Genomic DNA, 13,872 nt, shown 5'->3' on the forward strand with positions numbered 1-13,872 from the left:
CTCCTCGTTTATTAATCCGATTTTCTAGGAAGAAGAATTGCAATATCTCTGAAATGATCGCAACCAATTCCGCTTGACCAGGTGCCACTGTGCGGCGGCAAGCATATTGGCTGGTCACCATTTGTATGGTTTTATTCTCTCTATTGATCAAATGAGTTTCAGGAGTGTTTCATGCGCCGCAAGTATTTTTGCAGCTTCGCGCTGACCACCGCAATTCTGGCTGCCTCAGAGAGTGCAGCAGATGAAAACGTGATGGTCGTGTTTGACGGGTCAAACTCGATGTGGGGTCAGATTGATGGCACCGCCAAGGTCGAGATTGCACGCGGTGTCATGGAAAACCTGCTGGGCGACTGGGCTGAAACGCGCAATGTCGGGCTTATGGCCTATGGCCATCGCAGGCGCGGGGATTGCGGCGACATCGAACTTTTGGTGCCACCGGGCCAAGGGTCGCGGCAAGCGATTCTGGACCAGATAAACGGGATCACGCCGACGGGGAAAACACCATTGACGGACGCAGTTGAGGCCGCTGCCGAGGCGTTGTCCTACGTGGATCAACCCGCGACCGTCGTTCTGATTTCGGATGGGTTGGAAAGTTGCGAGCGCGATCCGTGTGCTCTGGCGCAAGCATTGGAAAAAGGGGGCGTCGGATTTACCGCGCATGTGGTTGGCTTTGGGCTGGGCGCGGATGAAGACGCGAGCTCTCTGGCATGTATCGCCGAGAACACCGGTGGAGAGTACATAACCGCCAGCAGCGCGGAAGAACTGGGCGCCGCGTTCAGTACCGTTGCTTCGGCGGTGGCACAGCCTGAACCCGTAGAGCCACCCCAACCTATCCCGCAACAAGTGACTGTCGAGGGTCCGGATACCGCTGTCGGGGGCTCGAATATTCAGGTTACCTGGACCCCAACGATCGCAGAAGCCGACTATATCAATGTTGTCCCAGTCGGTACCGACCCCGGTACGTTTGGGACCTATGTACGCATCGGTGACGCGACCGAGATCAAAATACCTGTTCCCGGCGGCGAAGGGCTGTATGAAATCCAGTATCTTCACAATCAAAGCAAGGAAGTCCTGGGTCTGGACAACCTCGAAGTGACGAAGCCCATGGTCGAGTTGACGACCGAAGACACCGCGGCGACGGGGGCAAAATTTGCGCTTTCCTGGACGCCCACGATCAATCAAAGGGATTATGTGGCGATCGTTCCGGCTGGGTCCGATCCGGGAACGTTTGGCAACTATCAAACGGTCGGCAACAAGAATGAGGCTATGCTTGTCGCCCCTGCCGATCCGGGATTGTACGAGGTGCGTTACATTCTGAACGTTGACAAGCGGACTGTTGCGTCCCGTCAGATTGAAGTCGGTGCTGCAAACGTCGTTTTGCAGGTCCCCCAAACGGCCTCTACCGGCGCTGCGTTTGACGTGGGGTGGTCGGCAGCCGTGAGTGAGCAGGACTATATAAACATCGTTCCTGTGGGCACTGATGAGGGGAAATTCGGCAACTACATCACCGTGCGCGACAAGACCCAAGGCACGTTGAAAGCGCCGGCGCAACCCGGAATGTACGAAGTGCGTTACGTCTTGCGTGAAGGCAACCGGACATTGGCCGCCGAAACGATCGAGGTTACGGCACCAACAGTGACTGTATCAGGGCCGGACCAGGTGATAACGGGGGCAAAATTTGATGTGTCCTGGACAGGTGGCGTGCATGTTCAGGATTATGTCGCGATCGTTCCTGCGGGATCGGAAGAAGGCGTTTACGGGAATTATGCCGTCGTGCGAGATGGCAGCTCGACCACGCTGGTCGCTCCTGCTGATCCCGGTCTTTACGAATTGCGATACATTTTGCGCGAAGGGGCAAAGACATTGGCGTCTGCACCGATAGAGGTGACGACGCCCGAAGTTACCATGACGGCACCTGACAAAGTCTTGGCAGGCAGTAAGTTTGAGGTGTCATGGACGGGCGCAGTCAGCGCTCAGGATTATGTGAACATTGTTCCTGTTGGGGCCGACGAAGGCACATTTGGCAACTATATTACCGTTCGCAACGCTGGTCAGGCCGATATTCAAGCGCCGTCTCAGCCCGGTCTTTACGAAATCCGCTATGTGCTTCGCGAGGGGTCTAGAACAATCGCATCCAATGTGGTCGAGGTAGTTGAGCCCGAAGTGACGATCCGGGCGCCGCTTGAAGTGCGCGCGGGCGACAAACTCCGCGTATCGTGGACCGGCACTGTCAGCACCAGCGACTATATCAATCTGGTTCCAATGGGAACCAAAGACGGTGAGTTCGGCTCTTACATTCAGGTCAGAAACAACAGCGAGGTCGACCTCAACGCGCCAGCCGAGACCGGCCTTTACGAGTTGCGCTATCAACTGCGCGAAGGCAACAGGGTGATGGCCAGGCAACCGGTCGAAGTGCTCGGTGCCGACGCGGCTCTGGACACAGGTGCGACGCTTGATGCGCCGGATACCGCCGCGCCGGGTGCGCGTATTTCGGTGGGTTGGAACACCGACAGCGACGGTGCCGACCAGCGCATTACGCTGGCCCGTGGCGAGCAGGCAATTTTTACCTGGATTGCAGCGGAAAAGATCGAAGGCGACGCGCCAGTGGAACTGTCCTTGCCGGACGAACCGGGTATTTACGAAATCCGTCTGCTGGACCTTACCAACCAGAAGGTGCTTTCTCGAAAAGTCATCAAGGTTGAATAGGTTATGGGCAAATCTGTCACCATGACGACGGCGGCAGTTTTCGGCTCCATTCCTACCAATCACGCAAAAATCACGCTGGCTTGATACCCAGGTCCAAGCAGAATTTGGCTTGGACAAAGGGAGTCTGCGATGGGCAGCCAAAGTTACAATGCGATCAAGGCCGCGTTGTTTGATCATCTTGAACAGGCCAGCGGAAAGAGGGTGGCCGACAATCACAAGGTGGAAACACATATCGGCAAAGACGCAGTGGATCTGGATGCCTTTCTGAGGGACGTCAACAACCTGCCGCGTTACCGGTCTGATGGTTTGTTCCTGACCTCTGCCAAAGTTCCCCCGTCGGCAAGTGTCGATCAGCTTTTGAACGCGGTGGTGCAAAACTACCGCGATCGCGGCTGGTTGGTCACGCTGCCATGAGTGCAACAGATGACCGTTGACCCCGGCATATCCCCTGAAATGCAAAGCGCTTTCGAACCCTGCCGCGCTGCGCCGAAAGTTTGATAAGGAGAAGACGATGTTCAACCCTCCAAAACTCCGGTCCTTCGTCAGTTGGATCAATCTGGAATCCCCCGGGCAATCCAAGCTGATTGTCAGCGGGGAAGGTGAAATGCCCAGCGACACAGAGCGTCCGCATCTGTGCGTCAACATGGACCCGCGCACACCGCCGTCCACCTTGGAACTTGATCTGACCATCCGAAACTCGGGTGGTGCCGGAAATGCAAAGGATGAGTATCAGCGTGTCCGGTTTGAAGCTCCGGCCGAGCAGGGACAATACGACAAGGTGCTGATCTTATGGCAAAGCTCGGTCCTGCTGGATCTGGATGTGCGTGAGACGCATTGAGACGTATGTATTCCAAAACCGGTCCCGGTGATATCCTGCGATTTGCCCAAAGCTGTTGTTTGCCGGGCAATTCCCGGGCAGTCTATGGAACACCAAGGACCCGGATCACCACAACACCAAGTGTCTATTAATCAGTAACGAGTTTTACATGTCAGTCAGCGCCATACCTTTGCAAGACACCGCGTATCGGCTTGTTGAGCACCAGCAAAACTCCTTCAAACAGAACATTCTTTCCTCGAACCTGGCTTAACGGAGGATCCCATGCCATTTGCTCAGTCTCAACAGTCGCAGCAATCCCAGCAGTCGCAACAATCCCAACAGTCCCAGCAGTCACAACAATCCCAATCGGTTCCGTCCCTGAACCACGCTGGCGGAGCCAGTTCATCTCATTTGTCTCATGCACTCAACTCGGTTGGTCAAACCCTTCCGGTTGACCGCCCCGGTGACATGTCGGCCACAGCATCGGACCCGGACAAGGAAAGCCTGCGGCGGCTGCAACCGATGCACCGCCATATCCTGTTGACCGCGGCCCTGTCGCGCGGGCTGGGCATTGATGATGCAAGGCCTGCAGCGGATGGCGTGATGCCACAGGAAGATGGCAAGGACCTCGGTTCTGATGCCCTGACGCGTCCGAAGCTTGTCGCTTCGGACCTGGATGCGATCATAAGCCGCCGCTGGCTACGGGCTGAACGCATTGGCGAAATCATCGAACAACAGACGGACATTCTGAGCTTTCTGGCGCTGGCCTACCCGATGACCCGGGACACCCACCCGTTTACGATGGCACTGCTGGACGCGGTGTTGGCGTCTGCGGGCAAAGTCGTCGTTCAGGCCAAGTACAAGCTGAATGTTCCGCGCCCGGCGGATTGGTCGGCGGGAATTTCCCCGATCATCCGGACCCCGGCTCATGGGGCCACTCCAAGCGGTCACGCGACCGAGTCCTGGGCAATGGCCTTTGCGATGGAGTCGATGATTTTCAGCTGCGCGTCACAGGAACTGCGAATGATCGCGGCCCGGATCGAAGAAAATCGGATCGTGGCCGGTGTGCATTATGAACATGATGGTTACATGGGCAGGCGGCTGGCGACGTACCTTGCGAAAATTTTCGCGGATCGGCTGGGTGTTCCCAATCCCGTACTGGACGAAACACGGATACCGGTCTGGTCCGAGGCGGGTCAGGCGGGGCTTTTGGCTCAACCAGAAAGGCAAGTTGGTGAGGCCCACGCACAACCCAATGCGCCCGCATTCACCAATCCCGGTGGTGTTCTGGGTGCCGCAATGGAGCTTTCGCGGACCGAGCTTGGCTTTCCCACGGGTCAGGAGTGAAGCCCGTGTTGAAATTCGAACAACTCAAAGCCCCGGACCCGGCACCGCTTAACCTGTTGCCTGCCGGATTGCCCTGCATGATCGGGGGGCTGGCCAAACCGGATACTGTTTCAACTGTGTTCTATCGCACCCATGCCGGTGCGCTTTACATTGAAGATTTTGATCCCCATCCGTCGGGCGCGGATCCATTTTCCGATCTTTGGCCCGCGATTGATGCTGCGCACAGCGATGTGGATCGCACAGCGCCAATATCTTTGGGTCCGCGTGGTGCGCGAAGCCAAAGCGGTGGTTGCGCGCTGGAGCTGGTTACGATGGCAAAAACCGATCCGCCGGATTCGGACGATGTCGAAATCGGAATTATTGATGCAGGTATCGCATTTTGGAATCCCGCGTTCAGGGTCAAGGGGGCAGGGACATCTTGCCGGTTTTCCTCGTACGGAGCCCTAAAGCTGAGCGACAAGCAATTTGTCGGGGAAGCTCTGACATCTACAGAGATTGAAGAGTTCTGTGCGCGGTCGGACTCTGCCAATCGGCTGGCGCTGGTTGCAAAGTACCCGGAAAGCGTCTTTGGCGACACCGCACGCTGGCCGCTGGTGCGCCCGCAAGGCCTGGCCCATGGAACCGCTATGGCAGAAATGGTCTTGTCCACTGCGCCGGAAACAGCGCGCCTTCATGGGTTAGAGCTTCCGGTGTCGGTTTTGCGTGATCTATCGGGTGGCCAGATGACCGCGCTTATGGAAATCGCCGTGCGGGCATTGGTTGAGCAGGTCTTGAAGACCAGAAACCAAACGGGCAGGTCGGACAATAAGCAGTTCAAATTGGTTGTTCTGATGGCCTTCGGCTTTACAGGTGGTCCGCTGGACGGCACTGCCAAAGGGCTGAACGGGCTTGAAGGTGCCCTAACGTATTACAAAGAAAAGGGAATTGACCTTGAATTGGTTCTTCCGATTGGGAACCAGTTACAAGATCAGCTTCACGCCCGACTGGCCAAAGGTGAAAGCGTCGGCTGGCGCGTGTTGCCGGATGATCATTCGGCCAACACCGTTGAAGTTATTCGCGGCAAGGACCAACCGGCGTTGAAGATCGCGCCGCCGGGCGGTGAATTTGTCAAAATTCCTGACACACCCGGCCTGTTTAGGATCATCGTTGACGACATGGCCATTGGTGGCGTCTGGACCGAAACCTTGAACGGCGATCGTGTCAGAACACGCATTGCGCTGGTGCCAACTGCTGCGACCCGTCCCCGGGTACCGATTGCGCCTTTTGGGAAATGGCGGCTTGCCTGCGACGGCGACGCAGCAGATCTGTGGATTTTGCGTGATGAAACAGGGTTCGAAGCCGATCCATTCCAACCTCAACGTCCGTCTTGGTTTGAAGATCACCGTTACAACGTAAAAGACAAGTTCGGAATGCCAGCGCTGGAGGATGCACCGCATCGCCCTGGCGATCCGCTTTCAGTGGTTCGGCGCGATGGTAGTGCCTCTGTGCTTGCGTCTTCCACGAATGGCCAGATTCGTGTCGTCACAGCGGTGCTGGGCGATGGACAGCCTGCGTTTTACGCCAGCATGCTCCCAAATGGTCAGACAGCCGATGATAGCATGTCGCTGGAGGATGCCGCGCCTTCGATGGCGACCTATGATCTGCAACCGATTGGCCCGTTCCTTGGACGTGCAGTGCTTGGCAATGGTGGCAAGGATCGGTTCCGGGCGGCGGGAACATCGCTGGCATCAGCGCGGATGGCGGGAAAAATCGCGAGTATGTAGCTTTTGCTACCCCTCTTCCAACGCGTCGATCAGACCGAGGTTTCGAAGGGTCAGAACCGGGTAGTCTGGTTTGCTGAGGTCGGAAACGACAAAACCGGGTTCAAGTGCAGCGAGCTTAACGGCCGCGTTTTCCGCGACGGCCATGTCCTTCAGCAACAGGCTTGTCGCAATCAGATACCGGAGTGATGCGCGATGCTGCGGGTTGTTGCTGTGCGCCTGTCGGACGGCTTCTTGCGCTGCTGCAAAATCGCCCCGCGCAAGTGCCGCCAGACACAATTCAAAGTCCCAGGCAAAGACATGTGACAATCCTTCGGCGGCCTGGCGCGCCCTGCTGGTCAGTTCCTGCGCATCTTCCATGCGACCTTGCAAGAGGGAAATTCGTGCAGCAGCCTGCAGGGCATATGGGTTGCCGTCGTCGTTGTTCATCGCATCCCGCGCCAGGGATTCAGCCCGGTCAAAGTCACCGGTAACATCCATCGCGACCCGAGAGGCAAGCGCGGAAATCAGCGCGTTGCCGGGCCTGCGTGTCAGCGCTTCTTGCACCAGCATTTGTGCCTCGTTGGCGGCCTCTTGATCGCCAAATTCCAAAACACGTGCCAGTTTTGCAAATCCCAGCCAGGCCAAGGCAACGGGTGCGCCTTCCCCGTCGACCAAGCCAAGAAGATCTCGTTCGGCGGCACGGACGCGCTCAAAGCTTGGGTCGTACAGTCTTGCAGAGGCGCGCGCCAGGATCATCAAGGGCGAATGGCTCACCTTGCGAAAAGACTGATACCGAAGAAGGATCTGCGCTATGGCACGGGTGGCAAACGCGTCCAGTTCGACCCCGGCAGAAAATTCGCCCGCCTCGATCGGCAGGCGAACGCGGCCGGACCACAAAAACCGCCGTTCCTTGTCGGCCAGCGCACGCAAATGAACAGACCAATGACCGGCTTCAACGACGGAAACCAACTCAATGTGGACGATTGTGGCCGCGTTATCAATTCGATCAGGTTCGGGCTCGACCTGAGTATAAATCTCTTCGGCACCTTCAGCCTCAAACCGCATGGACAACGTGTCCAGCAGAACCGTTTCAAAAAACCGCGCCATGCCATCGGTCTGATCCGCAGTTGCCCGAATGATGACAACGGTTCCCCCAGACGACCCTGCCGGGTGTTCGGTCTTGTGTGCGTTTTGCAACGTGCGCGCTTGGGCCGCATCCTGAGCGCGGAAGTCCCGCAACCAGTCCTCAAAAGCCGGGTCCGGCGCGTTCACCAGTTCCAGCATGTTTTCCTTGCCGAGCATTGAAGGTCTGTCGTCAACTTTTACGGAGTCGCAAAGCCAGGCTTCGTGTTTGTTTGACTCGATGACTGCGCCACATCCGGTAAGCCCGGACCGAATATTCGACAAAGCCCGCCTCAGGCTTCCGGATGCTTTCTGAGGCTCGCTTTCGGACCACAACATGGATTGGAGCCATTGACGGGATCGACGCTTGTTGGGGCTAACCGCGAGCAGAGCGATCACAGCGCGCTCTTTCCGATTGGACGGTGTCAGGTCCCGGTTTTGAGGGCAAAGAACCGTAAATCGTCCCCGTGTGACGACTGTCACAGGTGACACCTTTTTGTCTTTGCCGTCGTTCATTCCCATCCCCCGCGCCGCAAGCTACCACAATTGCAGAACAAATGCGTCCGGAAAATCGGTTTGAGGGTTTGGAATTCTGCCTGGATCGACCTGTGGGGTCACAATTCCGTGATGCAGAGGACACGATGTTACTTCAAGCAGTAAGTGTGCGCTTTGATTCACCTACAGCGAGAAGTCGTTACCGGAATGCCAAGCGCCAGCTTGCTTAGGCCTCGTTGCATTGAAGATTGGCAGGGTTGGTCTTTGACACGTTTCGATTCAGCAAGTCTGCCAGTTCTGGGCGGCAGGAACCGCAATTTGTTCCTGCCTGAACAACTGCGCCAATGTCGTCGACGCTCATGAGGTTTTGCGAATTGATCGCGCTCAATATCGTTTTCATTCCGACGTTGAAACACGCACAAACTATTGGGCCTGTATCTGCTGCCTCGGCAGGTGCACGGCCAGACAGAAACTGTTGGGGCGAGACGTCGGGGAGCGATGCAAGATAATCTCGCATCAACGCCTCAGGCCTTTGCGAAACGAAAAGGGCTGCCAGAATCCGGCTGCCTTCGGACAACACAATCCGATGCGCATTGCGGGCGGGATCCGTGGCGGAGATGACGGTTGCGTTGGGCAGTCCAAACCACTCACGTGCTGTTGCTTCCCAATCGTCGTGACTGTCACGCCCGGCCAATTCGGTCCGAAAGCCGTTTTCGGTCCGGGCGGTGGCCCGATATTCCAAGGCCAGCGAAATCGGCGTTACAGATACAGCAAAACCAAACCACGCCGCCTTGTAACGGGAGACAGATACTGCTGTGGCCTTGCTTTCCGGTTGGCCAGATACCGGATCGGTAATACCCGGGATCAACGCGTCGACGCGTGCGGATGGCGCGTTTTCACCCGTCCAGTGGATCGGCGCGAATACATGACCCGGTTGTGTGGACCCAGTTATGCGCAGTCTGTAAATGCCCTTTCCTGTCGCGCTTGTAACCTCGACCAAATCGGCGGGCGACAGACCCAATGTCTGTGCATCGTCCGGGTTAACGTCGAGAAAAGGTTCAGGCAAATGTGTTGAAAGTCTGGCAGACAGCCCGCTGCGGGTCATGGTGTGCCACTGATCCCGGATACGCCCGGTATTCAGCACATACGGATAGAGTTGGCTGGTTTTTGCGATGGGAGACTTGTTTTTGACACTCACAAACCGGGCTTTGCCGTCCGAATGGAAAAACTGACCGTCGTGAAAGAACCGATCGCGGCTTTTGTTGTCTGCCACTGGCCAACGGGTTGGTTTGAACTCTGCATATGCGTCGTCATCCATCAATGCGAGGCCGGAGATATCGAAGTCCTTGCCAAAATCGGCGGCGATGCCTGACAACGCCGCGTGTTCCCGAAAGACTGCAGCGGCTGAAGGATAGTCAAACGCCGTTGCCCACCCCATTCGCTGTCCGACTTCGGCCAGAATCTCCCAGTCGGCGCGGGCATGGCCCGGTGCGGGCAACACCGCCCGCTGCCGGCTTATTGTTCTGTCGGAGTTTGTCACCGTCCCGCTTTTTTCTGCCCAACCCGTGGCGGGCAAAAGAACGTGAGCCAACCGCGCCGTATCCGTTTGCGCTGTTACGTCGCTGACCACGGTGAATGGGCAAGCTGCAATTGCCTCACGTACCTTATTCGCATCGGGCATGGTAACTGCGGGATTGGTGTGGATGATCCACAACGCCTTGATCCGTCCTTCGCCAACCGCTCGAAACATATCCACGGCCTTGAGCCCCGGCTTGTCCGGCATCCTAGGGGCGTTCCAGAAGCTTTTTACCTCGGCTCGGTGATCAGCGTTCTCGATGTCCAAGTGACACGCCAGCATATTCGCCAAACCGCCGACTTCGCGACCACCCATCGCATTGGGTTGACCGGTTACTGAAAAAGGCCCCATGCCAGGCCGCCCGATCCGACCCGTTGCCAAATGGCAGTTCAGAATGGCGTTGACCTTGTCCGTTCCACTTGCGGATTGGTTCACACCCTGGCTGAAAACCGTCACGACGCGTTCTGTTACCAACCAAAGATTGCAGAAGGCTTCGATGCCGGCCTGATTCAATCCGGTCGCAGATGGTTCGTCCTGTTGAGCTGCGCTCACGGCCGTATCAAAGCCGACGGTGTGCTGTAAAAACTGGGGATCGGTGTGCCCGCCTTGGGCGATTTTCGACAAAAGCCGGTTGAACAAAGCTACGTCGCTGCCGGGTTTCAGCGCCAGGTGCAAATCGGCCTGATCGCACGTAGCTGTGCGCCGAGGGTCGATCACAACGATCCTGGTTCCGCGCGATTGCCGAGCAGCCAAAACGCGTTGGTAAAGAACCGGGTGACACCACGCGAGGTTCGAGCCAACCAGCACAACCAAATCGGCCTGATCCAGATCCTCATAGGTTCCCGGCACCGTGTCTGCGCCGAATGCACGCTTGTGCCCGGCCACGGTTGACGCCATGCAAAGGCGTGAATTGGTGTCGATATTGGCCGAGCCGATGAACCCTTTCATCAGCTTGTTGGCGACATAATAGTCCTCGGTCAGCAATTGGCCAGAGACATAAAAGGCAACGCTGTCGGGGCCATGCGTCTTGATCGCGGTCGAGAAGCGATCAGCTACCAGCTGAAGTGCCGCATCCCAAGGCACATCCTTGCCAAACGCACGCGGAGCCAACAAACGGTGGTCCAGTCCGACTGTTTCACCCAGTGCCATGCCCTTCGAGCAGAGCCGCCCGTAATTCGCCGGATGGTCCGGGTCGCCCTGTACCGCCAGCCCGCCAGCCCCATCAGGGCGCAGCAGCACCCCGCAGCCGACCCCGCAATAGGCGCAGGTCGACCGGACTTCGGGCAAACCGGTTCCATCCATCAGGCCGCGCTCCGCCGTGCGACCGCGCTGTCATCCAACAAGATACGTCCATCTTCGAGGCGCACGGGATAGGTGGTTATACGTCCGTCATCAGCGCCTTGCGCCTCACCGGTGTTCAGGTCGAAGACCCAGTTGTGCAGCGGGCAGGTCACCGACTGCCCATGCACGATCCCCTCTGACAAGGGACCACCCTTGTGAGGACAGCTATTGGTGGCAGCGAACACCTCGGCCTCGGCGGTTCGGAAAACGGCGATGCAGCCGATATGGGTCTTTACCAGACGCGCACCGCGCACGGGCACTTCGTCGATATGCCCGATGTCGATCCAGCTCATTCCGCGGCCTCCAGCGTGAAATCTGCAATGGGCGCGTAGGTTTGGGACTTTTCGCGTACGTGTTCCGCCCAAGGGTCTTTGCGGTAGATGCTTTGCGACAGCTCAAAGCGTTCGACCAAGGCGGCGCGGCTTTCAAGATCGTCGACCACCTGCGCCTTGACCCAATCGATGCCGACCTTTCCGAGCCACTTATAGATGCGATCCAGATACTTGCCGCCTTCGCGATACGCCTGGGTTACAGCCATCACAACTTCGATGGCCTCGTATTCGGTCGGCACCTGACAGAGCAACTCTGTCTCTTTCACATCCATTCCTGCCGCGCCACCGATGCTGATCTGATAGCCTGAGTCCACGCAGACAACGCCGATATCCTTGCAGGTCGCCTCGGCACAGTTGCGGGGGCATCCCGAAACGGCCAGCTTCAGCTTGTGCGGCGTCCACGACCCCCACAGGATTTTCTCGAGCTTGATGCCCAGACCAGTGCTGTCCTGCGTTCCGAACCGGCAATGGTCAGTGCCGACGCAGGTTTTGACCGTACGCAGACCCTTGGAATAGGCATGGCCCGAGACCAAACCGGCCTGGTTCAGATCGGACCAGATTGCAGGCAAATCTTCGCCCTTGACGCCCAACAGGTCGATACGCTGACCGCCGGTGACCTTGACCGTGGGCACATCGTACTTGTCAGCGGCGTCCGCGATGGCGCGCAATTCCTCGGGTGTGGTGATCCCACCCCACATACGCGGCACAACACTGAAGGTGCCATCTTTCTGAATGTTGGCGTGCTTGCGCTCGTTCACGAAACGGCTTTGCGGGTCGTCCTGATATTCCAAGGGCCAGTCTGCCAGCAGGTAATAGTTGATCGCCGGGCGACAGACGTGGCAGCCGTTGGGCGATTTCCAACCCAATTCCTGCCAGACAGCAGCCTGACTCTTCAGTTCTTGCCCCTTGATCAGGCGACGCACATCCTCATGGGTCAGGTCGGTACAGCCACAGATGGGCTGCGCAGTTGGCATCTGGAAGTCGTCCCCCAGGGTGACCTGCAACACCTGTTCAACCAATCCGGTGCAAGTCCCGCATGAGGCGCTGGCTTTGGTGCTTGCCCGTACCGCACCCAAATCGGTGGCTCCTGCACTGATCGCCTCGACAATGTCGCTTTTGCATACGCCGTTGCAGCCGCAAATCTCCGCCTCAGGCGGCAATGCTGCAACGGCTGAGAGAGGGTCCGCGGTATCGCCCCCCTGATAGGCCGGGCCGAAGATCAGCGTTTCGCGCATTTCCTCGACGCTGGTGCCGTCTTTGATAAGGCCAAAGAACCAGCTTCCATCGGCGGTATCGCCGTACATGACGGCCCCGACCAAGTGATCCCCTTCGATCACAAGGCGTTTATAGACCCCGCGCGAAGGGTCACGGAACACGATATCCTCGCGCCCGGGGCCATCGGCAAAATCACCAGCGCTGAACAGGTCACAACCGGTCACTTTCAACTTGGTCGACAGGATTTTCTGCGTGAACGCAGCCTCTTCACCCAACAGAGCCTGGGCCACAACCTTCGCCTGATCGTAAAGCGGCGCAACAAGGCCAAAAACGGCCCCATCATGTTCAACGCATTCACCCACGGCAAAGACGTCAGGGTCTGAGGTCAGCATCTGGTTATCCACATGGATACCCCGCCCGACGGCCAGCCCCGCCTGTTCCGCCAGCGCCGTGTTCGGGCGAATACCAACGGCCATCACCAGCAGATCACAGGGCAGTTCGGTCCCGTCCTCCAGCCGCAATGCGCGGACTTTGCCGTCTTGCCCCAGAATTTCCTTCGAATTGGCCTGCAGGCAAATCTTGATGCCTTTGTCCTCAAGCGACTTTTTCAGCAGATACCCGGCGGCTTCGTCCAGCTGACGCTCCATCAGGTGGCCCATGATGTGAACGACGGTGACGTCCACGCCATGCGCGGCCATGCCCGCTGCGGCCTCAAGCCCCAGCAAGCCGCCACCGATGACGACGACCTTGTTGCCCGGCCCCATACCCATCATCCGTTGGGTGTCTTCCAGATCGCGATAGGCGATCACACCCTCCAGATCATGCCCCGGCAACGGGATCATGAACGGGTTCGATCCGGTTGCGATTACCAGTTTGTCGTAGGGAACATGCCCTTTCTCACCCTCGACCACCTTCATCTCGCGGTCGATATTCGCAACCTTTTCGCCAAAGCGGCAGGCGATACCACGCTCGGCATACCAGGCGTCGTCGTGGGTGACGATCTCTTCATAGGTCTTCTCGCCCGACAGAACCGGGCTGAGCATGATGCGGTTGTAGTTCCCGCGCGGCTCGGCGTTGAACAGGGTAATGTCGAACGCGTCGGGTGCGGCGTCAGTCAGATGTTCCAGCACCCGGCCCGAGGCCATGCCTGCACCTATGACAACAAGTCTTTGCTTCATG

Annotated in this window: 9 protein-coding genes; 5 read left to right on the forward strand and 4 right to left on the reverse strand. The window is 57.7% G+C overall.

The window, feature by feature from the left end; genetic code table 11:
* Positions 1–171: 171 nt before the first annotated feature.
* The 5 genes from RA28_RS07890 (at position 172) to RA28_RS07915 (ending at position 6,633) form a co-directional block, all read left to right on the forward strand.
* On the forward strand, positions 172–2,706 hold the full coding sequence (locus RA28_RS07890; protein WP_039526407.1) for a VWA domain-containing protein: 2,535 nt from the start codon (positions 172–174) through the stop codon (positions 2,704–2,706).
* A gap of 129 nt (positions 2,707–2,835) precedes the next feature.
* Positions 2,836–3,120: a hypothetical protein gene (locus RA28_RS07895; protein WP_039526410.1), complete on the forward strand. Its 285-nt coding sequence runs from the start codon at positions 2,836–2,838 to the stop codon at positions 3,118–3,120.
* Between the two features lie 97 nt (positions 3,121–3,217).
* Positions 3,218–3,544 carry a hypothetical protein gene (locus RA28_RS07900; RefSeq protein WP_152612041.1) on the forward strand — a complete coding sequence of 109 codons (327 nt, stop codon included), beginning with the start codon at positions 3,218–3,220 and terminating at the stop codon, positions 3,542–3,544.
* Positions 3,545–3,991: 447 nt separating this feature from the next.
* Positions 3,992–4,870, forward strand: coding sequence for a phosphatase PAP2 family protein (locus RA28_RS22195; RefSeq protein ID WP_052261364.1), 879 nt, complete (start codon positions 3,992–3,994; stop codon positions 4,868–4,870).
* Between the two features lie 5 nt (positions 4,871–4,875).
* Positions 4,876–6,633: a hypothetical protein gene (locus RA28_RS07915; protein WP_152612042.1), complete on the forward strand. Its 1,758-nt coding sequence runs from the start codon at positions 4,876–4,878 to the stop codon at positions 6,631–6,633.
* Between the two features lie 6 nt (positions 6,634–6,639).
* Here RA28_RS07915 and RA28_RS07920 read toward each other — a convergent pair whose 3' ends face one another.
* The 4 genes from RA28_RS07920 to nirB form a co-directional block, all read right to left on the reverse strand.
* Positions 6,640–7,896, reverse strand: coding sequence for a tetratricopeptide repeat protein (locus RA28_RS07920; protein WP_193747372.1), 1,257 nt, complete (start codon positions 7,894–7,896; stop codon positions 6,640–6,642).
* A gap of 559 nt (positions 7,897–8,455) precedes the next feature.
* Positions 8,456–11,107 carry a nitrate reductase gene (locus RA28_RS07925; RefSeq protein ID WP_039526428.1) on the reverse strand — a complete coding sequence of 884 codons (2,652 nt, stop codon included), beginning with the start codon at positions 11,105–11,107 and terminating at the stop codon, positions 8,456–8,458.
* The gene (nirD, locus tag RA28_RS07930; RefSeq protein ID WP_039526431.1) at positions 11,107–11,439 is read right to left on the reverse strand and encodes a nitrite reductase small subunit NirD; all 333 of its coding nucleotides are present in this window, start codon (positions 11,437–11,439) and stop codon (positions 11,107–11,109) included. The genes RA28_RS07925 and nirD overlap by 1 nt, the downstream gene beginning before the upstream one ends.
* Positions 11,436–13,871, reverse strand: a complete 2,436-nt coding sequence (gene nirB, locus RA28_RS07935; RefSeq protein WP_039526435.1) for a nitrite reductase large subunit NirB — start codon at positions 13,869–13,871, stop codon at positions 11,436–11,438. The genes nirD and nirB overlap by 4 nt, the downstream gene beginning before the upstream one ends.
* Position 13,872 lies beyond the last annotated feature (1 nt).

The organism is Ruegeria sp. ANG-S4, assembly GCF_000814005.1.
In the GTDB taxonomy this organism is placed as follows: Bacteria; Pseudomonadota; Alphaproteobacteria; order Rhodobacterales; family Rhodobacteraceae; genus Ruegeria.